The organism is Pseudomonas sp. GW821-FHT07B01 (assembly GCF_059419065.1).
Genome location: NZ_JBWKRA010000028.1, coordinates 1 through 22,592 on the forward strand (window position 1 = coordinate 1; position 22,592 = coordinate 22,592).

The following is a 22,592-nucleotide window of genomic DNA, read 5'->3' on the forward strand; positions in this document are numbered from 1 at the left end:
ATCAGTCACAGCATCATTGACTGAAATTCCGCTATCGCAGGCAAGCCAGCTCCCACATTTTTACTGAATTCGCCTGAAGAATCAGCGGCGGCTGCTGACTTCGTCGGGGACGTCATCGCCGGCCATGCGTTTGCGGAACAGGGCGGTTCGCGCCAGTAGCAGTGTGGTGACCGGCACGGTGATCGCGAGCAAAATCGGAATCAACCAGCCGTGCAACACCGGCCCGGATTTGAGCGTTGAAAAGTAGATGATCGACGCCAGCGCCACGCTCCACGCCCCCAACGTCGAGGCCAGTGCCGGTGGGTGCATGCGTTGGAAAAACGCCTTCATCCGCAGCAAGCCAATCGCGCCAATCAAGGCAAACAGGCTGCTGAGCAACAGCAACGCCGCCACGATAATTTCAACCCATAACGGCATCATTCAATCACCTCGCCACGCAGCAGGAATTTGGCCAGGGCGAACGAGCCGACGAAGCCGAACAGCGCGATCAATAGCGCCGCTTCAAAGTAAGTGTCGCTGGCATAGCGAATACCCAGGGTCAGCATCATCAGCATCGCCAGGATGTACAGGTAGTCCAGCGCCAGTACCCGGTCCTGGGCCGAGGGGCCTTTGAACAGGCGCACCAGGGTCAGCACCATGGCCAGGGAGAACAGGAACAGGCTGAACAGGATCGCATTGGCGAGCAGGGCGCTCATTCGAAGATCTCCATCAGGGGCCGTTCGTAGGCGTGCTTGAATTGCTGGATAAACGAGGCTTCGTCATCCAGGTCGAAAACGTGCAGCAGCAGGATGCTGCGGTCCAGGGCCAGTTCCGACCAGACGGTGCCGGGGGTCACGCTGGTGATCATCGCCAGCACAGCCAGGCCGTTGGCGTCGCGCAGGTCCAGGGGGATCTTGATAAAGCGCGAGCGCGGTGGGCGGGAGCCGCAGGTGAGTACGCCCCATGCCACGTGCAGGTTGGAGATGATCACATCGAGGCCGACCCGGAAAAACAGGCGGATGATCACCCCAGGGCGGCGTATGCGGATCGGCAGCGGGCGCAGCGGCGCCATCATCAGCGGCGCAAGAAAGCCCAACAGTGCGCCCAGCAGCAGGTTGCCGGGGCTGATCGACAAGTTCAGCACCAGCCACAACACCCATAACGCCAACGACAGCCAGGGAGCCGGGAACAGACGTTTCATGGCTGTACCTCCAGGGCGGCGGCCTTGGCTTCAGGGCTGGGCACTGGCCGGGTCGCGAGCACTGCCATCACGTAGTGTTCCGGGTTGTTCAGGCTTTGGGCGGTGGCCTGGGTGTAGCGCATCAGCGCCTCGGCCTTGAAGGTCAGCGCGATGCTCAACCCCAGCAGCAGGAAGATCGGTACACACTCGTAGCGGCGCAGCAGCGGTGATGGGCGTTCTTCCGGGGTCCAGAAGCGCTGGATGCCGAGGCGGGCGAAAGCGATGAGCGAGGCGAGGCCAGAGAGAATCAGCAGCGCGACCAGGCCCCAGGCCGCCGGGCGGATCGATTCGTCCACGGCGTTGCCCAGGCCCAGTGGGTTGATCAGCGCGCTCAACAGGCTGAGCTTGCCGATAAACCCGGACAGCGGTGGCATGCCGATAATCAGCAGCGCGCAGGCGATAAAGCTCAAGCCCAGGAAGGCCATGGTCCAAGGGATGACCTGGCCGATCACTGCTTTTTGCTCATCGTCCAGGTTCACGCCCGGGCGCGGATGCAGCGATTCCATGGCTTTGGGCAGCGCATCAATCTCCTCATCCAGCGGCAGGTCGTTGGCCGAACGCGAACGCTCGATCAATTCCGCCAGCAAAAATAATGCACTCAGTGCCAGGGTGGAGCTGACCAGATAGAACAGCGCCCCAGCGGTCAGGCTCGGCTGGGCAAACCCTACCGCTGACAGCAGAATTCCGGCCGACACCAGGATACTCAGGCTGGCCATGCGTTCCAGACGCTGCGCCGCCACCATCGCCAGTGCCGCGCAAATGATGGTCGCCATGCCGCCATACACCAGCCAATCGCCGCCAAACAGTGCCGAAGCCCCGGCCTGGCCGGAGAACAGCAGGGTCCACAGGCGCAGCACGGTGTACACGCCGACCTTGGTCATGATCGCGAACATTGCCGCCACCGGCGCGCTGGCCGAGGAATAGGCGGGTGCCAGCCAGAAGTTCAGCGGCCACATGCCGGCCTTGGCCAGGAACGCCGTAGCCAGGATCGCTGCACCGGCATGCAACAGGCCGCGATCGGCCTCCGGCACCAGCGGGATTTTCAACGCCAGGTCGGCGAAGTTCAGCGTGCCGGTGACGCCGTAGATCATCGCCGCGCCGATCAGGAACAGCGACGACGCCAGCAGGTTGATCGCAATGTAATGCAGCCCCGACGACACCCGCGCACGGCCGGAACCGTGCAGCATCAGGCCGTAGGAGGCGGCCAGCAGCACCTCGAAGAACACGAACAGGTTGAACAGGTCGGCGGTGAGGAAGGCGCCATACAGCCCCATCAGTTGGATCTGGAACAGGGCATGGAAGCTGGTGCCCGCACGGTCCCAGCGGGCCATGGCGAACAGCAGCGCACTGACGCCGATAACCCCGGTCAGCACCAGCATCATCGCCGACAGTTGGTCCACCACCAGGACGATGCCGAACGGCACCTGCCAGTTGCCCGGCAGGTACACGCCAATGGAGCCGGGGCCGCCTTGTTGCGTCCAGTACAACAGCAGGATAGCAACGCCCAGTCCGACGATGCTGGAGCACAGATTGATCTGGGCTTTGAGCGGGCGGCGTTTCTCGCCCAGCATCAGCATCAGCCCGGCGGTGAGCAGCGGCAGCAGGATCGGCGCGACGATCAGTTGATTCATCCACGTCATTCCTTGGGCTCCCGGCCGTCTACATGGTCAGTGCCGGTGAGGCCCCGGGATGCCAGCAGCACCACCAGGAACAGCGCGGTCATGGCGAAGCTGATCACAATGGCTGTGAGCACCAGGGCCTGGGGCAGTGGGTCGGTGTAGTTGAGCAGGTCTTGGGGCACGCCGTCCTTGATGATCGGCTCCTTGCCGATAAACAGGCTGCCCATGCTGAAGATGAACAGGTTGACGCCGTAGGACAGCAGGCACAAACCCATGACCACCTGGAACGTTCGTGGCCGCAGTATCAACCAGACGCCGGAGGCCGCCAGGACCCCAATGGCTATTGCGATGACTTCTTCCATCAGGCGGCTCCTTCGGTTGCAGCAACCACTTTGGGCTGGTTGCTCGGTTTATGCGCGCGCACCGACTGGTGGCCGAGGGCGGTGAGCATCAACAGGGTCGAGCCCACGACCATGGCGTACACGCCGACGTCAAAGAACAGCGCACTGGCGATATGAATATCGCCCAGTAACGGCAGGCTGAAATGCCAGGTATGCGTAGTGAGGAACGGGTACCCGGCGAACAGCGCGCCCAGCCCGGTCAAGGTGGCCGACAGCAGGCCGAAGCCCATCCAGCGCATGGGCCGCAGGCTCATCTGCGCCTCGACCCACTGGGTACCGGCGACCATGTATTGCAGGATAAACGCCACCGACATCACCAGCCCGGCGACGAAACCACCCCCAGGTTGGTTGTGGCCGCGCATGAACAGATAAAACGACACCACCAGCGCAATCGGCAGCAGCAGGCGCACCAGCACCGCCGGCACCATCATAAAGCCCAGGGCGGTGTCGCTGGCCTGGCGCGGGTTGACCAGGTCGGTGGCCACGTCCGGCGCCAGTTGGCGCTGTTGGGGTGGCAACTCCATGCTTTCCTTGGACGGACGGAAGCGACGGAGCAAGGCGTACACGGTCAAGGCCACAGCGCCCAGTACGGTGATTTCGCCCAGGGTGTCGAAGCCACGGAAGTCCACCAGCATCACGTTCACCACATTGCTGCCGCCGCCTTCGGGCAGGGCACGGCTTAAGTAGAACGAGGAGATATCGTTGGGCGTCTGGCGGGTCAGCATCGCGTAGGAAAGCAGCGCCATGCCTCCACCCACCACAGTGGAGAGCAGCAAGTCACGCAGGCGGCGGATACGCGCCTTGCGCAGCGAGCTGGGCAGGGGTGAGACCTCTTCGATCCGCCTTGGCAGCCAGCGCAGGCCGAGCAGGATCAGCACGGTGGTGACCACTTCGACCACCAATTGGGTGAGGGCCAGGTCCGGCGCCGAGAACCACACGAAGGTGACGCAGGTCATCAGGCCGCACACGCTAACCATGGTCAGGGCCGCCAGCCGGTGGTACTTGGCTTGCCAGGCGGCGCCAAGGGCGCAGGCAATCGCCAGCAACCACAGGGTTACGAATACGATGGAACCCGGGATTTTCGGGCGGTCGCCCCAACTGAGGCCACTGTTGATCATCGGGATCATCGCGCCGATCACTGCCAGCAGCACCAACAGGAACAACTGGGTTTGCAGGCGCTTGGTGCTGATGCGTTTCTCGATGCGGCGCACGCCGCGCATCATCACCACCAGGCAGCGCTCGAAGCCGCGCTTACCGTTGAAATAGCCGATCAGCGGCGGGTATTCGAAGCGGCCACGCTTGAGTTGCTTGCGCAGCATCAGGTACAGCACCACGCCGCCGGTCATCGCCACCAGGCTCATGATCATCGGCGCGTTCCAGCCGTGCCAGATCGCCAGGCTGTATTCCGGCAATGTACCGCCCACCACCGGCAGGGCGGCAGCGGCGAGGATCGAACCGACCACCTGGGCCGGGAAAATCCCCACCAGCAGGCAGGTGAACACCAACAGCTCGACGGGTGCGCGCATCCAGCGCGGCGGCTCGTGGGGCGTGTGCGGCAAGTCGGTGGCGGGCGGGCCGAAGAACACGTCCACGGTAAAACGCAGGGCATAGGCCACGCTGAATGTACCGGCAATGGTCGCGATCACCGGCAGGGCGATTTCCACCCATTGGGTCGACGAGATAAACACGGTTTCGGCAAAGAACATCTCTTTGGACAGGAAGCCATTGAGCAACGGCACCCCGGCCATGGACGCGCTGGCGACCATCGCCAGGGTCGCGGTAAACGGGATCAGGCGCACCAGCCCACTGAGCTTGCGGATATCCCGCGTGCCGCTCTCGTGGTCGATGATGCCCGCTGCCATGAACAGCGAAGCCTTGAAGGTAGCGTGGTTGAGAATGTGGAATACCGCGGCAACTGCGGCCAGTGGGCTGTTGAGGCCCAGCAGCAGGGTGATCAGCCCGAGGTGGCTGATGGTGGAGTAGGCCAGCAGGCCCTTGAGATCGTTTTGAAACATGGCGCAGTAAGCGCCGAGGAGGAGAGTGAGGGCGCCGGCACCGCCGACGATCCAGAACCATTCTTCGCTGCCGGACAGCGACGGCCACAGGCGGGCCAGGAGGAACACGCCGGCTTTCACCATCGTCGCCGAATGCAGATAGGCCGAAACCGGCGTCGGCGCCGCCATGGCGTGGGGCAGCCAGAAATGGAAGGGGAACTGCGCGCTTTTGCTCAAGGCGCCGATCAGCACCAGGGCGAGCATGACCGGGTACAGCGAATGCGCGCGAATCTGATCGCCCGCCGCCAGCACCTGGTCCAGATCATAGCTGCCGACGATATGCCCCAGCAGCATCACTCCCGCCAACAGGCACAGCCCACCTGCGCCAGTGACCATCAGCGCCATATACGCACCCCGCCGCGCATCGGCGCGGTGGTGCCAATAGCCGATCAGCAGGAACGAGAACAGGCTGGTCAGTTCCCAGAAGAATACGATCTGGATCAGGTTGCCAGAGATCACCAAACCCAGCATGGCGCCCATGAACGCCAGGAAAAATGCAAAGAAACGCGGCACCGGGTCGTCCGGCGACATGTAGTAGCGCGCATACAGCGATACCAGCGTGCCGATGCCCAGCACCAGCATCGAGAACAGCCAGGCAAACCCATCCATGCGCAGCACGAAGTTGAGCCCCAGGCTGGGCAACCACATGAATTCTTCGCGGATCACGCCACCGTGGGCGATCTGGGGGTAGAGCAGGGCGACTTGAATAGTACCGACCAGCGCCACAAGGCCGGCCAACAGGGATTCGGTGTTACGTGCGTTATGCGGCAGCAAGGCCGCCAGACAGCTGCCGATAAAAGGCAGAAGCAGTAGAACTATCAGGGACATAGGCTTCTAATCTGCGGGAGTTTGGGATGCATCATACGTGCCGCTTTCACGATCACCAAACGGCAAGATGTGGCAGGATCCTACAAAGTAGGCTGAAACCTCCCATTTGGCACTGTTTCAACCTCCCTCTGAACTGAAATGCCGACCCTCTGGGAGCCGGGCTTGCCCGCGATGAACATAGACCTGGCACCCCAGCGTTCCCAGGTTAGCCCTGACGCTCCTGTTCCAAGGCATCTGCCAACTCAACGGCCTTCTGCCCCTTCGTCTTCAATTCACTCACAATCACCGCCACCACAATCAGTACCGCGCCCAGCATCGCGATCGGTGGGAACCGCTCCCCGGCGATTCGCCCCACAACGCCTGCCCACACCGGCTCACCGGCATAAATCAACGTCGCCCGCGTTGGCGAGACACTCTGCTGTGCCCAGTTCATCGCCACTTGGATCACCGCACTGGTCAAGCCCAGACCCACGGCACTGAACAGCAACAGCCAGGAAAAGCCCGGCAACGCCTCGCCCATGGGCACCACCATCATGAAGGACAGCACCGAAGCGGTGGCCAGTTGCACCACGGTCACCCGACGAATATCCACCTGGCCGGCAAATGCGCTGATCAAGATGATCTCGGCCGCTATGGCCACTGCACCGATCAAGGTGGCGATTTCACCCGCGCTGAAATTCAGCGAGGCCCCCGCCGGGCCGGTCAACAGCATCAACCCCGCAAACGCCAACATGATGCCGATGCTGGGCATCAAGCCGGGGCGACGGCCAAGCACCAGCCACTGCAACAGCGGTACGAACGGCACATACAAGGCGGTGATAAACGCCGATTGGCTGCTCAAGATGGTTTGCAGGCCAATGGTCTGCAAACCGTAGCCGAACATGATCGCCACCCCGATAAACACCCCGGCCTTCAATTCGAACAGGGTCAGGTCGCGCAGGGTGCGCAAGGAAAAGAACCCCACCACAATCGTCGCTGCCGCGAAGCGCAGCCCCACAAAAAACATCGGCCCGCTGACCGCCATGGCGTGCTGCACCAGCAAAAAGGTGCCGCCCCAGATCATGGTGATCACCACCAGGATGCATTCGGCTTTACTGAAACGGTTGAAACGCGAAGGGGAGTTCGGGGCGGTCATGGCGGCTCGGTCTTGCAAGGGGAAAGCACGGACCGCACAATGCGCCGCACGCTGGGCAGTATACTGCGCACACCCACCTATTGAGCAATATAGTGCACAAAGAAAATCCGCAACGGGCTTCGGTCCTGCAGCACGTCAGCCAGAACGTTCGTCGCCTGCGCCATGCCGCCGACTTGAGCCAGACCGCGCTCTCGGAAAAGTCCGGAGTCAGCCGGCGCATGCTGGTGGCGATAGAAGCGGGAGAGAAGAACGTCAGCCTGTCGACCCTGGACCGTGTCGCCGAAGCGTTGGGCGTGGCGTTCAGTGATCTGATCCAGGCGCCGGATGTGCGCGACCACAGTCGTATCAATGAGCTGGCCTGGGCGGGCGAGATTGTCGGCAGTAAGGCGGTGTTGCTGGCCAAGGCTACGGCACGGCGTGAGGTCGAACTATGGGAGTGGCGGCTTGAGCCCGGTGACCGTTATTGCCCGGACCCTGACTTGGAAGGGTGGAGCGAACAACTGTTTGTGTTCGAGGGCAGCCTGACGCTGGTGATAGGTGATCAGGAAAATCTCATCGAGGCTGGAGAGTTCTTTATGTTCGCCAGCCACCAGCCCCATGCTTATCGCAATGATGGGAACGCGGCGGTACGGTTTGTTCGAAATGTGGTGATTTGAGCAGCAATAAGGGCGAACTGGCATGAGTGAATCCACCCGCGTTGCAGATGTACTGATCATCGGTGGTGGCCTGAGCGGCACGATGCTGGCCGTGCAACTGCTGCGCCTGCCGGGCACGCGGCGCATCCTGATAGTCGAACCCCGTGCTGAGCTGGGGCGCGGCGAAGCCTACAGCGCGGTCGAATTGGGCCATACGCTGAACGGCAATGCGGCGCGTATGAGCGTTGACCCGGACAACGCCGACGACCTGACCCAATGGCTCACCGACTACATCAGCGCCGGCGGATGGCCCGAGTCGAACCAACAGCATGTGCCTATCAGCGAGCTGTTCCCGCCACGGGGGCTTTTCGGCCTGTACGCGCAGCAGCGTCTGGCGCAAGCCAAGGCGCTTTCTACATCGAGCGTCGAGCACATCCGCGCCGAAGGGGTAGACCTGCAAGTCGATGCCACCTCGGCGTTGTTGACTCTCGATACTGGCGAGCAACTGCGCGGCGTCTGTGCGGTATTGGCCACCGGCATGTTCCCGGCGGCGCGCACTCCGCAGACCGAGTCCACAGGATTGAATGCCGCCGCGTTGGACCCTTGGGATGTACCCGCGATGACCCGGCTCGACCCACAATCGACCGTGCTGATCATCGGCTCGGGCCTGACCATGGTCGATGCCGTGGTCTCCCTGGAGCAGGCCGGCCATCGCGGGCCTATCGAGGTTTTTTCGCGCCACGGCTTGTTGCCCCATGTACGCCGGCAACCGCCGAGCTGGGACGACTTCCTCGCCGCTGACCACAGCCTGAGCAGCCCCCGACAATTGCTGCGTGAGGTGCGACGCCAATGCCAGCTCGCGTTGGGGCAAGGCACAGACTGGCAGGCGCCGCTGGACACGGTGCGCGGGCATATCGCGCGGCTGTGGAGCCAGGCCAGTGAGGCCCAGAAGCGCCAGTTCGTGCGGCATGTACGGCCTTGGTGGGAAAGCCATCACCACCGTTCGCCGCCCTTGAGTGCGCAGTTGGTAGCGCGGTTGCAGGGGCAAGGGCGGTTGCGGATTCAGGCGGCGTCGTTCAAGGGCTTGGTGCCTTCGCAGAAGGGGGTTGCCATTGCGGTGCGCTACCGTGGCGAGGATGTGATCACCAAGATGTTGGGCGCTGCGCTGATCAATTCCAGCGGCATCGAATACGACTGGCGCCGGGTGGCCCGTCCTTTACCGCAGCAACTGCTCAAGCGCGGGTTGATCCAACCTGGGCCGCTGGCGCTGGGGATTGCGGCGGATTCAACGGGGGCGGTGCTGGATGCTCGCGGCGAGGTCAGCCAGCGACTGTTCGCCATGGGGCCGCCGTTGCGGGGCATGTGGTGGGAGAGTACGGCGGTGACCGATGTGGCGCTGCAGGCCAAGGCACTGGCCGCCAGGCTGACACAGCGCTGAATGTTGGAGCTGGCATTGATTGCCCCAATGCAAGTAACCGGTAATCTTGTGGCGAGGGAGCTTGCTCCCGCTGGAGTGCGAAGCGCTCCCAGGATCTTGGGGCCGCTGCGCAGCCCAGCGGGAGCAAGCTCCCTCGCCACAGTGCAGCGTTCCCACATCTGGATCGAGGATCAGTGATTGATTCCCCCGACCCTCACCAACCCCGCTTCAAGCCCAAACACCTCAACCCCCTGCGGCGTCGATTGCCCGGTGGTGACTTTTACCCGCTGCACCGGTTTATCCATCGCCGTCCGATACTCCACCGTCATGTCCGCCTGGATCGCCTGGCTGGGAATCACGATCGCCTGGTCATTGTTATAAGTGACAATCGTCAACCTCGCACTCATGCCCAGGCGCACCCGTTGTAACTGCTGGGGCGTCAGGGTGGGGATCGACAAGGTCACCGGAAACTGCGCACTGCCCTGGCTGTCGCTGGCGATGGCCAGGCCGCTGACCACGCTGACTGAACCTGTCAGCCGCTCGCCATCAAAGCCATCGCCCATGACTTCAACGGTCTGGCCCTGACGCAGCTGGTTGATATCCAGCTCTGAGACCTTGGCCACGATTTTCAAGCGTTCGATATTGGCCAGCCCGAACAGCACCTGGCCCTGGCTGACCTTGCTGCCGGCCTGCACCGGCGCGTTGTTATTGCCGCCACCTTGAGCGGTACTGGTGCTGCCGGGCGCCGGTACCACGATGCCGGAGAAGGGCGCCTTGACCTCCTTGCCTTCGAGCAGTGTTTGCAAGGCTTCGTACTTCACCGTGGCATTGGTCAGCTCCATTTCGGCGATCTGCCGGTATTCGCCCTGGCCTTGGTCCAGGGCTTGTTGCAGCTCACTGCGCGCCGCCACCAAGTCCAATTGCTGTTGCTGGGTTTGCTGTTTGAGGTCATCCAGTTCGTTGCGCGGGATGATGCCGCGCTTGAACAGGTTTTCGCTCTCGGTGAGTTTGCGTTGGGTGTTGCCCGCGGTCATTTCAGCGGTGCGTAAACTGCGACGGGCGCGGCTGACGGTGGGGCTGCTGCCCCAGTCCTGCATTTCCTGCACGGTGCGTCGGGCCTTGAGTTGCGCGGAGAGGGCGTCGCGCAGCTGTACTTCAAGCGTCGCCGGGTCCATGCGCAACAGGACTTGACCGGCCTCAACGCGCTGGCCTTGTTCGACCAGGTTGGCCAGCACATTGCCGTCGAACGGCGCCGTCAGGACGACGGTGGTGTCAGGCTCGATCTTGCCCACCAGGCCGATCTGGTGCACCAACGGGTCGGGCTTTACGGCCAGCCACTGTTCGCCTGTACCCGCCTGCTCAGCCCCGCTGCGTTGACTGAGCAGGGCGGCGGCCGCGCCGGCCAACAGCAGGAACAAGGCAACGGCCAGCAGGGGTTTTTTATTAGTAGTCATTAAGGGCAATTTCCCAACTTTCCAGCGTCATGCCCAGGGTCAGATCAAGCTGAGTCTGGGCGTTCAAATAAGCGATCAGCGCATTGAGCTGGGCGTTTTCGGCGTTGCGCAGGTCGGTCTCGAAGCTCAGCACCTGAAAGTTGGTGGAGCGCCCGGCGCTGAGCTTTTCCCGCTCGATCTCGATCTTGCGCCGCGACAACTCCACGGCGCGCTTGGATATTTCATATTGGCGCCAGCGGGTGCCAAGGTCACGCACCACATTGTTGACGTTGCGCTCCAGCTCCTGGCGGGCGTCGGTAATGCGGATTTCCTGGTCTTCTACATTTACCCGTGCACGCACTTCGGCCTGGCGCGTGCTGATATCGCCAATAGGAATTTGCACTTGCACCCCGGCGTAACTGTCCCAGGTGCGGTTATTGTTATGGCCGTTGTCGTTATCGGTGGCGGCGCGTATCTGGTTGGCGCCGGCGACCAGGTCCACCTGCCAGCGCCCGGAATCCTTGGCGATCACCAGGTCGAGGTCGGCCTGTTGGCTACCGAGCAGGGCAGCGAGGTATTCCGGTTGCTGGTTTTGCGCGAGGTTGAAGGCCTGGCGTTTGTCGATCTCCATGGGGGTGGCTTCCAGGGCCTCGGTGGCGCGCACCGGTGTCGACAAGTCCAGGGCCAGCAGGCGCAGCAACGCCAGGCGGCTGGTGTCGAGTTGGTTGCGCGCTTCTTCCACGCCTAATTGCTGGGTGGCGATATCGGCTTCGGTCTGCACGATCTCGAATTCGGCCATGCGCCCGGCGCTGATCAGCGCTTTGTTCACCTCCAGTAAAGTAGTGGAGCGTTTGAGCGCTTCCTGGACGATCACCAACTGTTCCTGGGCGCGCAACAATTCGCGGTAGGTGGCGATGATCTGGCTGATGGTCTGCGCCACGGTGGCCTTGAGGTTCAGGCGGTTGGCCTGCTCGGCCAGGCGCGACAGGCGCAGCGGTGCGGTGGTGGCATCCCAGCCGGCCCCGCGCATCAGCGGTTGGATGACCGCCAGGTCCAGGCCGTCGCTGCGGTAGCGGCCGGCGCGGTTGGCGTTGTTCAACTGCTGGGTCCAGGCCATGCTCAAGCGCGTGCCGTATTCGCCGAGCAGGCTGCTGGTGGGCGCGACGTTGGCGTTGCGCGCATTGTCTTGGGAGCCGCGGGTGCTGCGGTAATAGCTGTTGAGGGTGAGCTTGGGGTTGAACACGTCTTCGGCCACGCGCAGGTCGAACTTCTGCGCCACCCGTTGCAAGTAGGCGCTGCGGATCGCCGGGTTATTACGCAGGCCCAGGTACACCGCGTCCCCCAGGGTCATGGTGGTGGCCTGGGCATTCAGCGAGACGCTACGCTCGTAGCCGCTGCGGGTGGTGCTGGGTGCCTGAGGGTTGATCACCACGTCGGCGGCCATGCCCGGCAGGCTGATCAGCATGAGCAGTGCCAGGTACTTATTCATCGCGCAGGGCCTCGACCGGCTGCAAGCGTGAGGCCGACACCGCCGGGTAGATGCCAAAGAACAAACCCACCAGCAACGTACTGCCCACGCCCAGGGGCAGGGCAGCCACTGCCAACGCAAAGGCCCAGCCCGACAGCCACGCATACAGCCAGGCAGCGGTCATGCCCAGGACTGCGCCGCACAGCGCACCCACGGCGGTGAGGGTGACCGCTTCGAGCAAAAACAGGTTGCGGATATCCCGCTGGCGCGCGCCCAGGGCCATGCGGATGCCGATCTCACGGCGGCGTTCCGAAACGTTCATCAGCATCACGTTCATCACCCCGACACCGCCGCCCACCAGGGAGATCGCGCCGAGGGCCAGCAGCAGATAGGCGAAGGTGCGGCTTTGGCGGGTCATGCCATCGATCATTTGCTGGGGCACTGTGATGTCGACGCTATGGTCGGTGAGCTGGGGTTGCAGCGCGGCGGCGGCATCCTTGGCGATACGTTCCATGTCCTGTCCCGGCGCTGCGCGAATGATCAGGTTGTTGATCTGCGGGTTGGCGTAGATGCGGCGCATGCCCTCGGCGGGAATAAACAACGATTCGTTGGCTTGCACCGGCATCAGCATGGCCCTGGGCTGGTTGCGCAGGATGCCCACCACCAAAAACAGGTAATCGTTGATACGCACACGGTCGCCCAGTTGCAGCGGGTCACCTGGCGCGCCAAGGGCCTGGGCGAGTTGGTCGCCGATTACTCCGTAGGTTTCGTTGGCATCGAAGGGTGACAGGAAGCGCCCCTCACGCAGCGCCAGGCGCATGGCATCCTGGATACCCGTAGTACTGCCGACAAAGTTGGCATTGGCGGTCCGCCCATGAAACACAATGGGCCCGCTGAACAGGCTGAGCGCGCCGATATGGGCAATGCCCGGCACTGCCCGGCGTACCGCATCCAGGTCGAGCTGGGTGCGCATCGGTACGTTGATGCTGCCCTTGGGCGGGAACTGGGCGATGAGGGTATCGGTACCCATGTCCTTGAAAATCATCGCCGCATCCACCGCCGCGTTGTGGCCGATATTGATCAGCGCCACCACCGAGGAACTGCCGATGACGATCCCCAAGAGCGCCAGGATCGAACGCTTGCCCAGGGTACGCAGGCTGATAAAGGCTTCATGCAGCAGTTGGCTGAGGCTCTGCTCGACCCGCAGGCTCATGGGCGCCCAGCCTCATGCACCACGCCGTTGCGCACCAGGATCTTGCGCTCCAGGCGCTCGGCAATGTGGGGGTCGTGGGTGACGATGATCAGCGTCACCTGTTGCTCGCGGTTGAGGTTCAACAGCAGGTCCATGATCTCTTGGGCGGTAGTGCTGTCGAGGTTGCCGGTGGGTTCGTCGGCCAGGATCACCGAGGGTTTGCCGACCAAGGCGCGGGCAATGGCCACACGTTGGCGCTGCCCACCGGAGAGGTCGGCGGGGCGATGGTGGGCGCGTTCGGCGAGGCCGACTTGTGCGAGCATGCGCTGGGCGTGTTCCACCGATTCATGCCGCGACACGCCGCGATAACTCAAGGGCAGTGCGACGTTGTCCAGGGCACTTAGGCGTGGCAGCAGGTTGAAGCTCTGGAACACGAAACCGATCTGCTGGTTGCGGATCGCCGCCAGCTCATCGGGAGTGGCGTTGAAAATATCGTGGCCGGCAAAGTGGTACTGGCCGCAGTTGGGCAGGTCCAGCAGGCCAAGGATATTGAGCAGGGTGCTTTTGCCGGAGCCAGAGGCACCGAGAATGCCGCAGCTGTCACCGCTGGCGATAGACAGGCACACGTCATTGAGAATGCTCAATTCTTGCCCGGCGAGCTGATAGCGCTTACCGATGCCTTGCAGGGAAATCAAGCCGGGTTGCGCGGGGGTCTGTGTCATCATGACTACGCCTGCAGTCTCGACGGTACCGCCTTGCTCCCCGAAACTCCTTGTAACAAGTTCAGAAGCTGCCTGTAGCCGTCACGGACTGGTTTTATTTCTTGTTTTTAAAATATTGTTTGAATAGTAACTGCCTTCCTGACGCTTCGCCAGCCGTCGAGGTAGAGCGGTTTTACCGGTTGAAACGATTTTCTCAGCGGGTATCAGAGGTGGGTAAAACCCCTACGATTTGCCTCAAAAGCCCGGATATAAGGGCTTTGCATGATATGGCGGAGTGTCACTACTTGCTTTCGACGGGCCGCCCCGGTATAAAAAATCAAATTATTTTTTAAAACAATATTTCCGCCGTGGAACCCATATGGTCGCGAAGAAACTCAGCGCTCCAAACGTTACCAAGACTCGATTGCTGGATGCGACAGAGGCTCTTTTCATCAAGTACGGCTATGACGCCGTGTTGCTACGGCAGATAACCGAGCGTGCCCAGGTCAACCTGGCCGCGGTGAACTACCACTTCGGGGACAAGGACTCCCTGATGAAAACCTTGCTGATGCAGCGCCTGGAGCCCCTCAACGAGCAACGCCTGGAACTGCTGGCGCGCTGTGAAGCCGAATCCGATGGCCCGCTCGATTGCGACACACTCCTGGGCGTGCTGTTTGCCCCGGCCATGGGCCTGGAGCGCAGCGACCCCGCCAGCGGGGAAGGGCGTTCGTTCATTCGCTTCCTGGGCCGGGTCTACAGCGATACCTCGCCGTTTATCCAGGAATACCTCAAGGTCCATTATCAGCCGGTGTTCCAGCGCTTCTTCGAAGCCTTCGCCCTGGCCCTGCCGGATTTGCCACGTAATGAACTGGGGGTGCGCCTGCAATTTGCCCTCAAGGCCATTTCCGGGGTCATGGCAGGCACCGAACTGCGCCTGCTGATGAACTCCATGAGCCTGGGCCGCCCGGCCACGGATGCCGAGGTGATGGCCAAGCTGATCACGCTGGTGTCGGCGGCGATTCGGGTGCCGCAGCAAAGCCAGGAAGCCGAAACGGCACTGGCCAAGGTGCTGGAAACCCAGCGCGCCCTACGCGAACACCACGCCCTGTAGGAGCGAGCTTGCTCGCGTAAAACGTCAACGATAACGCGAGCATTCTGGCTAACCGCGGCGTCATTGCGTTCTTCGCGAGCAAGCTCGCTCCTACAGAGGTTGGCCCTTTTTCGGAGCCAAAAAACAGGCAAAAAAAAGCCCGCTGGGGCGGCGGGCTTGATATGCAACGTTTGTAACGGATGAGGCTTCACACTACGTCTCTTGATGTGAATAAATCGTGAAAAAAATGTAAGAAAGATTAGAGTTTGAACCTATTAAATTTACGGCTGGCTTAATACCTTTCGTCGCACCCTGTTAACTCTGACAGTAGGCAAGTTATTTGTTTGGGCGTTTGATTCGTCAAAGACGCGGCACATCGAAAACGGTGCACCGCGAGGCGTCGAACAAGGAGCGAAGAATGGTGCGTAACCTTGATAAGCACGTACTGGAACCCGTCGATATTCCATTGATGTATCCGCCGATTGCCGATGATGCGGAAGGCGCAGATGGCGGCATCGGCAGGCTGCATGTGACACGTGATCTTGTCGTTTACGTGGACTATCCCTTTTCTGCGCCGGTGGGCACCACATTCCAGCTGATATGGCATGGACCAACGCCGGTAGGTTTCTACCTGGTGCGTGATGGCGACCCTCCACGCACCCGCTTCCCACTCACTGTGCCCGCTCACTCGATCCTCGAGGGCTGGGCTGACGCGATGTATTGCAGAATCATCCCCGACAATGAGCCCCCTCAGCAGACCCCTCCCTTGCGCCTCAGGATCAACTTGCAGAGACCTGGTGGCAAGGCTCCCGAACCCACGGATAAAGGCCATGGCGGGCTGGTATTCAAACTTGAGCCACAGGTGGAGTTGGAAGGCGTCGATGAACAAAAAGCCCGGGATGGGGTGACGGTCACCTGTCACAAGTGGGAGAACATGGGCCCTTATGACCTGCTCACGTTGGTCTGGGGATCAGAAAAAGTTGAGCATCGGGTACAGCCGAATGAGGTGGGGCGTGACATTGAAATCACTGTGACCCCCGAGATGATCCTCGCTGCGGGTAACAGCGACATTCTCCCCGTGGCAATGACCGTCACGGGGAACACCGGCAATTTGCCGGATGAGGATGCAATGTGGTCGGTGGTCTCATACGTAGAGGTCTACACCGACAGTCAGCGTATGGAGCCGCCTTGGGTTGACTACCCCTTGACCGAATCCGAAATCAACTTGGCGAATATCGGTAACGACGCTGTACGGGTCGGTTTCTACCTGACATCGGAAGATGCCCATCGCTACACCCATGTCCACTTTTATTGGATTGGCACTCTAGAGGATGGCGGGACGGTTCCTCATTCCGAGATGCGAGAGCTGGCCGGTACCAAGGCTTATTATTTCGAGATACCCAATGCTGTGGTCGCCGCCATTGCCCGGGGGCGTGCAATTGTCTATTACGTACTCGATAGCCAGCACGGCAGTGCCCCCCGTTCGAACTATCGTCATGTGACTGTCATCGGAGAGATCAGACAATGGTTGGCCCCCAGCGTGGAGGGCGAGTCCGATGGGCAGATTGATCCCGACCTTGCGCAGGCCAAGGTCCACATACCGGTCCAACCGGGCTGGCAATCATTCCAGGCACTGGAATTGATCCTTTTGGCCAGTGATGCCGGGGGCACTATCGAGCACCGTGTCGGCATTGATCTAGGTGAGTTGTCTGCCGCTGAGGATCAATTGACGGTGGTACTTGAAGGCGATGACCTCAGACGATTCAAAGGCCGTTTGGCCGACCTGTTCTATCGCGCAACCAAGGACGGCGAAAAGCCACGTGAGTCGTGGCGTCGATCATTGAGGATCGGTGAGCTGCAGCCGGACATGCCCGCGCCGATCGTTCGAGATGAGCTTGAGGGTGAACTCCACCTGGATAACGTGTCACCGTTCGGTACGCCTATCGACGCACCGTTCAGCGATGTGGAGTTCGGCGATTGGATAACGCTCTGCATCAAGGGCGTTCACAGCATCGACCTGCCCAAGCAGGCGAACATTCCCGGCGTTGCTGTATCGTTTGACGTATTGCCTCAGGATCTGGAGCCCAATCGAGGTGAAGATACTTCGCTCTACTACACCCTAAAACGCGGGAACTTGCCCGAGCGCTATTCCCTGACTACACCATTGCGTATGGTTTGAGCGCTATTGGTCAGATCTTCCAGTGCCGGGCGGTCTTTGCCAGGCGCTGGCGCATCCCATCCACATTCGCCGCCAGCTGCACCGTCAGCAACCGATACCCATCCAGCGCGCTGTACACCGGTGCATCCAGCGCAGGCTCACTGGCATGGGCGTGACCGGTACGCTCCAACCGCTCCGTCACCCCCGATTTCAACGCGCGCGCCATCCCCACCAACTGCACCCGAATTTGCCGATGCTCGGCTTTCAACATGACTTGCATCCGCGCCGTGGCCTGCTCGTCGCGCGGGTCCGGCCGGGTATTGCCCAGAATCTCCAGGGTGCTGATGCACAGGCGCAGGTGCCGCTGGATCGCGTCCAGTTCAGTCATGGAAATCCGCACTTCTTTGGACACCGACGGCATCAACGAACGCAGTTGCACCATCGCCCCGTTCAAGCGGTTGAGCAGCTTGAGGTGTTCATCGTCAGTTACCGATTGGCCATTGATGATCCGGCTATAAATCTGCGCGCAGTCACGCAGGGCGCTGGCCAGGTTGTAGCGCCACGAATACACGGCGTACAACGGCAAGGCAAAGGAAAACGCCAGGGCCAGCACAATTCCGATCAGGATATCGACGGTGCGCCACAATCCATCGGAGATAGGGTTATCGCCGTGGCCGGCGACGATAAACACCGTGATCGCCGACAGCAGTGCGATATAGCCGCCTTTGCCGATGGCGTGATAGGAAAAGAACCCGCACACCACCGACATCAACAGGTAGGTGAGCAACGGCAGGCCGAAGTAAGCCTGCTGCACCACCAGCAGCAAGCCGACGCTGGCGCCGATCAAGGTGCCGTAGGCGCGCTCGACGGCTTTCTTGCCGATATTGCCGTGGTGCTGCAACCCGCCGATCACGATCAGCATGGTCACCGACGCCCATTCACCGTGGGGCAGGTTGAGGCCGGTGGTCAGCAGGATGGTTGCCAGCAACCCCACCGACACGCGCGCGGCGTGGATCAGCTTGGCATGGCGAAAGCGGCGGTAGGGGTCGAGCAAAGGGCGCAGCAGGCGCCGGGCAAAGAAGGGCAGGTTCATCAGTCTTAAAATGGCCTCAAATGTATGAATGTGCTTGATCAAATGTGGGAGCTGGCTTGCCTGCGATAGCATCACCGCGACCTGACTGAAAGACCGAGGAGCTGGCATCGCAGGCAAGCCAGCTCCCACACTGACCTGTCTGCACATTGGAACGGAGTTGGCTTCAGAAGATGTAGTCGGTGGTCAGGAAGCTCGAATCGCGGTTGCGCAAAATATCGCTGACCAACGCCTTGTTACTCTCCTGGAACTTGGTCGCCACCAAAGTTCGGATCGAGAACACGCGCAAGGCGTCATGCACCGACAACGTGCCCTCGGCCGAGTTCTTGCGTCCGTTGAAGGGGAATGTGTCCGGACCGCGCTGGCATTGGGCATTGATATTGATACGGCCCACCTGGTTGGCGAAGGTGTCCACCAGGCGTCCGACTGCCACGGGGTCGGTGCCGAAGAGGCTCAACTGCTGGCCGAAATCCGAGTCCAGCACGTAGTCGATCACGGTCTCCAGGTCACGATAGGGCACGATCGGCACCACCGGGCCGAATTGCTCTTCGTGGTAGACGCGCATCTGCGGGTTTACCGGGTACAGCACCGCCGGGTAGAAGAACGAACCACGGCTGCTGCCGCCCTCGGGGTTCATGACCTTGGCGCCATGGCGCGCCGCATCGGCCACCAGTTCGCTGAGGTAATCGACCTTGCCCACTTCCGGCAGTGGCGTCAGCGCCACGCCATCCTCCCACGGCATGCCGGGCTTGAGCGTCGCCAGCTTGGCGTTGAATTTCTCGATAAAGCGCTCGACCACGTCTTCATGCACGAACAGGATCTTCAACGCGGTGCAACGCTGGCCGTTGAACGACAGCGAGCCGGTGACCGCTTCGTTCACCGCATTGTCCAGGTCCACTTCGGGCAGCACGATCCCCGGGTTTTTGGCATCCAGGCCCAGCGCAGCACGCAAACGGTGTGGCTTGGGGTGCAGTTTTTTCAAATCACTGGCGGCCTTGTTGGTGCCGATAAATGCAAAGATATCGATCTTGCCGCTGGCCATCAGCGCGCTCACGGTCTCGCGGCCGCTGCCGTAGATCACGTTGATCACCCCGGCCGGGAAGCTGTCGCGGAAGGCTTCCAGCAAAGGGCGGATCAACAGCACACCCAGCTTGGCCGGCTTGAACACCACGGTATTGCCCATGATCAAGGCCGGGATCAGCGTGGTGAAGGTCTCGTTCAACGGGTAGTTGTAAGGCCCCATGCACAACGCCACGCCCAGGGGGACGCGGCGGATCTGGCCGAGGGTGTCCTGCTCCAGTTCAAAACGACTGCTGCGGCGGTCGAGTTCCTTGAGGGCATTGATGGTGTCGGTGATGTAGTCGCAGGTACGGTCGAATTCTTTCTGCGAGTCCTTGAGGTTCTTGCCGATCTCCCACATCAGCAGCTTGACCACCGCATCGCGCTGTTCGCGCATGCGCCGCAAAAACGCTTCGACGTGCTGGATACGCTCGACCACGCGCATCGTCGGCCATGCACCCTGGCCACGGTCGTAGGCGCGCACGGCAGCATCCAGGGCGGTGAGGGCGGTGTCGGCATCCAGCAACGGCGTGCTGCCGATGTGTACACGCTCATCACCCAGTTGCACGGGGCTTTGCACGCGGGCGAGCGGGCCGTTCCACACCTGCAACTGGCCATCGACCAGGTATTCACGTTGTTCAATGGGCGCCGCCAGGCGAAATTGCTCGGGAATCTGCGCGGTGGAGGTGGGAAACAGCTGGGCGAGCAGGTTGCTGGTGGTCATGTCGCTACCCCTGGAATAGTTGCAAAACATGACTAGAGAGTCACCCAACAAGCGGCTCTAACGCAAGGCTTGCGCGCATTCTTGTTCGCAGGGTGGTGTACGCCGGGTAAACTGCGCGGCTTTTCAGAAGGAGTTCACATGAGTCAGTACCAGCCGGGCATTCTTGCCGCACCGGTGCCTTTGCAGGCCCGCCATCTGTTTTTTGCCCTGGATTCGTTGCAAGCCGTGCCCGCTGCGCTGGACGTGCTGGTGCAGTTGACGGATGCGGCGGCCGTGGTGGGGTTCGGTGAGCCGCTGGTAAAAGCGCTGGGTGCCCAGATCCCAGGGCTGCGCTCATTCCCGGCCGTTAGCGGCCCTGGCGCGCACAACCCGTCGACTCAGCAGGCGCTGTGGGTATGGTTGCATGGGGTGGATCGCGGTGAGTTGTTGCTGCGCAGCCGTGCCGTGGAAAAAGCGCTGGCTCCGGCGTTTCGCCTGGTGCAATCGATTGAAGGCTTCCGCTACAAGACCGGCTTTGACCTGACCGACTACGAAGATGGCACCGAAAACCCCCACGACGATGCCGCCGTGGAAGCCGCCTTGACCGACAGCGGCGCCAGCTTTGCCGCGATCCAGCAATGGCAGCACGACCTCGACGGTTTCGCCGAATTGCCTGCCCAGGAGCGTGACCACATCATTGGCCGCCGCCATGGCGACAACGAAGAACTCGACGACGCCCCGGAATCGGCCCATACCAAGCGCACCGCCCAGGAAAGCTTTACCCCGGAAGCCTTCGTGGTGCGCCGCTCGATGCCCTGGGCCGAGAATGGTCAGGCGGGGTTGATGTTTCTCGCCTTCGGGCATTCCTTCGATGCGTTTGAGGCCCAGCTTCGGCGTATGAGCGGGTTGGAGGATGGGATCGTCGATGGCCTGTATCGCATCAGTAAGCCGTTGACCGGTGGCTATTACTGGTGTCCGCCGGTCAGGGAAGGGCGCCTGGACCTGAGTCTGGTTTTTTAACCGCCTTTTTGCCTGCTCCCTCAAGCGCTTTTGAGCGCTTCCAGCCACGCGGGATCGAGCCGGGTTTGTTCGGTATCGATCCCCATCGCGTGCATCTTCGCCTTGTGTGCGTCAATCTCGCCGACCAGTTGCGCCTGGGCGCTGGAGTTGGCGTCCAGCTCATGCATCTGCGTCAGCCCCAAGTGATAGAAACGCAACAGCTTGATGGCAGTGGGGTCGTTGGCTTGCACCCGCTCGGTGACCTTGTGCATCACATTGGTCACGCTCATCAGGCTGCGCTTGAGTTGCCAGCCATACACCGCTGGCGCCAACCAGGCCTGGCTCCAGAACGGGCCACGCACCAGCGCGACCGTGATCAACACCCCGGCGAAGACGCCACCGACATTGAAGCGAAAATTGTCACCGCCAGGCTCACCGAACAGCATCACCGCCAGGCTCGACAGCAGCATGGCCAAGGCCAGGAACAGCGCCGCGACGATCAACGTGCTACGGCGGGTCTGTTGGCGATAGGCAGTGGGGTCGCAGGGTTTGAGTTCGAACATCCGGGGCAGGTCTCCAAAAAGGGCGGTCATCTTCTCACGCCTGGCGTAATGAAGTTGAACGATGGCGCGGGGCGGTTTCTCTAAAATGGTGAACCCCTCATGAGGTCAGTCATCATGTCTGAACACAAGCAGCCACCCCCAGGTACACCGGATCCGAACCGTACGCCGGGTGAGGAGGAGCGTGATAACGATGCGTTACGCCCCAACGATCCCAAAGAGCGCGGTCCGGACAACGATGTCGAGCGCGTCGAAGAAGACCTGGAAAACCTCCACGACAGAGCCCGCCCGCTTTAGCAGGAGAATATGATGAACAAACCTACCGATGGTCCCTCTTCCAACGAACACGCCAGTGGCAAGGATGAACTGGGCTTCGACCCGGATTCGCCGGATGTAGCCGACCCACAGGTCGATCCCATCGGCCCGGCTATTGCGCCGTTGGACAAAAAGGACGACGAGACAGCGAAAAAAAAGCCGCCCTACGATCCGTTGGGCGACTTGAAGCAATGAACCGAGCCCCGCCGTTATGCGGGGCTTTGTTTACCTGGGCGGCGACCAGCTGACGTCGCTGATACCGTATTTTTCCGCCCAGGGCCGGGTGGTCTTTTTCACCTGTTCGTGACCTACGCGGCCGATGCGGCTGACATGGGCAATGTCGGCATCGACGGCCGCCCAATGCCAGGCCTCGGCGTTGTTCATCACTTCGGCGCGCACCACGAAAGACTTGGGTTTACCGTGTAGCTGATAGTGGACGGTGTAGATTTTTGCGGTACTCATGCTGCCTCCCAATCTTGTTATAGATGGATAGGCCGGCGCTCCAAAAGGTTCATT

General features: G+C 61.3%; 22 protein-coding genes. 7 read left to right on the plus strand and 15 right to left on the minus strand.

Translation table 11 applies throughout. From position 1 onward, the window contains the following. Positions 1 to 81: 81 nt before the first annotated feature. The 7 genes from AC07S6_RS23655 to AC07S6_RS23685 form a co-directional block, all read right to left on the minus strand. Positions 82 to 420, minus strand: a complete 339-nt coding sequence (locus tag AC07S6_RS23655) for a Na+/H+ antiporter subunit G (protein ID WP_495113165.1) — start codon at positions 418 to 420, stop codon at positions 82 to 84. After that, positions 417 to 695, minus strand: coding sequence for a K+/H+ antiporter subunit F (locus tag AC07S6_RS23660; RefSeq protein WP_003192168.1), 279 nt, complete (start codon positions 693 to 695; stop codon positions 417 to 419). The genes AC07S6_RS23655 and AC07S6_RS23660 overlap by 4 nt, the downstream gene beginning before the upstream one ends. After that, positions 692 to 1,180 carry a Na+/H+ antiporter subunit E gene (locus AC07S6_RS23665; protein WP_014718934.1) on the minus strand — a complete coding sequence of 163 codons (489 nt, stop codon included), beginning with the start codon at positions 1,178 to 1,180 and terminating at the stop codon, positions 692 to 694. The genes AC07S6_RS23660 and AC07S6_RS23665 overlap by 4 nt, the downstream gene beginning before the upstream one ends. Then, entirely contained in the window at positions 1,177 to 2,859 is a 1,683-nt protein-coding gene (locus AC07S6_RS23670; protein WP_014718933.1) for a monovalent cation/H+ antiporter subunit D, read from the minus strand. Before AC07S6_RS23670 ends, AC07S6_RS23665 begins: the two co-directional genes overlap by 4 nt. Continuing rightward, positions 2,856 to 3,200 carry a Na+/H+ antiporter subunit C gene (locus AC07S6_RS23675; protein ID WP_003192163.1) on the minus strand — a complete coding sequence of 115 codons (345 nt, stop codon included), beginning with the start codon at positions 3,198 to 3,200 and terminating at the stop codon, positions 2,856 to 2,858. Before AC07S6_RS23675 ends, AC07S6_RS23670 begins: the two co-directional genes overlap by 4 nt. Further along, a complete protein-coding gene (locus AC07S6_RS23680; protein ID WP_014718932.1) occupies positions 3,200 to 6,121 on the minus strand; it encodes a monovalent cation/H+ antiporter subunit A in 2,922 nt (973 codons plus the stop codon). The genes AC07S6_RS23675 and AC07S6_RS23680 overlap by 1 nt, the downstream gene beginning before the upstream one ends. Before the next feature lie 205 nt (positions 6,122 to 6,326). After that, positions 6,327 to 7,256, minus strand: a complete 930-nt coding sequence (locus tag AC07S6_RS23685; protein WP_495113166.1) for a DMT family transporter — start codon at positions 7,254 to 7,256, stop codon at positions 6,327 to 6,329. Between the two features lie 92 nt (positions 7,257 to 7,348). Here AC07S6_RS23685 and AC07S6_RS23690 point away from each other — a divergent pair, with 92 nt between their 5' ends. Beyond that, positions 7,349 to 7,912: a helix-turn-helix domain-containing protein gene (locus AC07S6_RS23690; RefSeq protein ID WP_057974919.1), complete on the plus strand. Its 564-nt coding sequence runs from the start codon at positions 7,349 to 7,351 to the stop codon at positions 7,910 to 7,912. A gap of 22 nt (positions 7,913 to 7,934) precedes the next feature. Further along, complete coding sequence (locus tag AC07S6_RS23695) at positions 7,935 to 9,329, plus strand: FAD/NAD(P)-binding protein (RefSeq protein ID WP_495113167.1); 1,395 nt, start codon at positions 7,935 to 7,937, stop codon at positions 9,327 to 9,329. Between the two features lie 170 nt (positions 9,330 to 9,499). Here AC07S6_RS23695 and AC07S6_RS23700 read toward each other — a convergent pair whose 3' ends face one another. From AC07S6_RS23700 to AC07S6_RS23715, 4 genes are read right to left on the minus strand one after another with little or no spacing between them, the layout of a single operon-like run. Continuing rightward, the gene (locus tag AC07S6_RS23700) at positions 9,500 to 10,762 is read right to left on the minus strand and encodes an efflux RND transporter periplasmic adaptor subunit (RefSeq protein ID WP_495113168.1); all 1,263 of its coding nucleotides are present in this window, start codon (positions 10,760 to 10,762) and stop codon (positions 9,500 to 9,502) included. Further along, positions 10,752 to 12,230, minus strand: a complete 1,479-nt coding sequence (locus AC07S6_RS23705) for a TolC family protein (protein WP_096143817.1) — start codon at positions 12,228 to 12,230, stop codon at positions 10,752 to 10,754. The genes AC07S6_RS23700 and AC07S6_RS23705 overlap by 11 nt, the downstream gene beginning before the upstream one ends. Continuing rightward, the gene (locus AC07S6_RS23710) at positions 12,223 to 13,422 is read right to left on the minus strand and encodes an ABC transporter permease (protein ID WP_197883278.1); all 1,200 of its coding nucleotides are present in this window, start codon (positions 13,420 to 13,422) and stop codon (positions 12,223 to 12,225) included. Before AC07S6_RS23710 ends, AC07S6_RS23705 begins: the two co-directional genes overlap by 8 nt. Further along, entirely contained in the window at positions 13,419 to 14,126 is a 708-nt protein-coding gene (locus AC07S6_RS23715; protein ID WP_127880712.1) for an ABC transporter ATP-binding protein, read from the minus strand. Before AC07S6_RS23715 ends, AC07S6_RS23710 begins: the two co-directional genes overlap by 4 nt. 355 nt (positions 14,127 to 14,481) lie before the next feature. On the opposite strand from AC07S6_RS23715, the gene AC07S6_RS23720 reads away from it, so the two are divergent. Together AC07S6_RS23720 and AC07S6_RS23725 are read left to right on the plus strand one after the other, a co-directional pair. Beyond that, a complete protein-coding gene (locus AC07S6_RS23720) occupies positions 14,482 to 15,213 on the plus strand; it encodes a TetR/AcrR family transcriptional regulator (protein ID WP_034127895.1) in 732 nt (243 codons plus the stop codon). A 397-nt stretch (positions 15,214 to 15,610) separates the two neighbouring features. Then, a complete protein-coding gene (locus AC07S6_RS23725; protein ID WP_197883282.1) occupies positions 15,611 to 17,371 on the plus strand; it encodes a hypothetical protein in 1,761 nt (586 codons plus the stop codon). A 10-nt stretch (positions 17,372 to 17,381) separates the two neighbouring features. Here AC07S6_RS23725 and AC07S6_RS23730 read toward each other — a convergent pair whose 3' ends face one another. Together AC07S6_RS23730 and AC07S6_RS23735 are read right to left on the minus strand one after the other, a co-directional pair. Further along, positions 17,382 to 18,443: an FUSC family protein gene (locus AC07S6_RS23730; RefSeq protein WP_186527170.1), complete on the minus strand. Its 1,062-nt coding sequence runs from the start codon at positions 18,441 to 18,443 to the stop codon at positions 17,382 to 17,384. A 163-nt stretch (positions 18,444 to 18,606) separates the two neighbouring features. Further along, entirely contained in the window at positions 18,607 to 20,223 is a 1,617-nt protein-coding gene (locus AC07S6_RS23735) for an NADP-dependent glyceraldehyde-3-phosphate dehydrogenase (RefSeq protein ID WP_034127893.1), read from the minus strand. Positions 20,224 to 20,361: 138 nt separating this feature from the next. Here AC07S6_RS23735 and AC07S6_RS23740 point away from each other — a divergent pair, with 138 nt between their 5' ends. After that, a complete protein-coding gene (locus AC07S6_RS23740; protein ID WP_495113169.1) occupies positions 20,362 to 21,222 on the plus strand; it encodes a Dyp-type peroxidase in 861 nt (286 codons plus the stop codon). A 20-nt stretch (positions 21,223 to 21,242) separates the two neighbouring features. Here AC07S6_RS23740 and AC07S6_RS23745 read toward each other — a convergent pair whose 3' ends face one another. Then, a complete protein-coding gene (locus AC07S6_RS23745; protein WP_495113191.1) occupies positions 21,243 to 21,764 on the minus strand; it encodes a DUF3087 family protein in 522 nt (173 codons plus the stop codon). 114 nt (positions 21,765 to 21,878) lie between these two features. Here AC07S6_RS23745 and AC07S6_RS23750 point away from each other — a divergent pair, with 114 nt between their 5' ends. Next, positions 21,879 to 22,058: a hypothetical protein gene (locus AC07S6_RS23750; RefSeq protein WP_032902836.1), complete on the plus strand. Its 180-nt coding sequence runs from the start codon at positions 21,879 to 21,881 to the stop codon at positions 22,056 to 22,058. Between the two features lie 12 nt (positions 22,059 to 22,070). Next, entirely contained in the window at positions 22,071 to 22,271 is a 201-nt protein-coding gene (locus AC07S6_RS23755) for a DUF6021 family protein (protein WP_032902837.1), read from the plus strand. A gap of 30 nt (positions 22,272 to 22,301) precedes the next feature. Here the strand turns inward: AC07S6_RS23755 and AC07S6_RS23760 are convergent, their stop codons facing one another. Next, on the minus strand, positions 22,302 to 22,538 hold the full coding sequence (locus AC07S6_RS23760) for a DUF6555 family protein (RefSeq protein ID WP_003192128.1): 237 nt from the start codon (positions 22,536 to 22,538) through the stop codon (positions 22,302 to 22,304). Positions 22,539 to 22,592 lie beyond the last annotated feature (54 nt).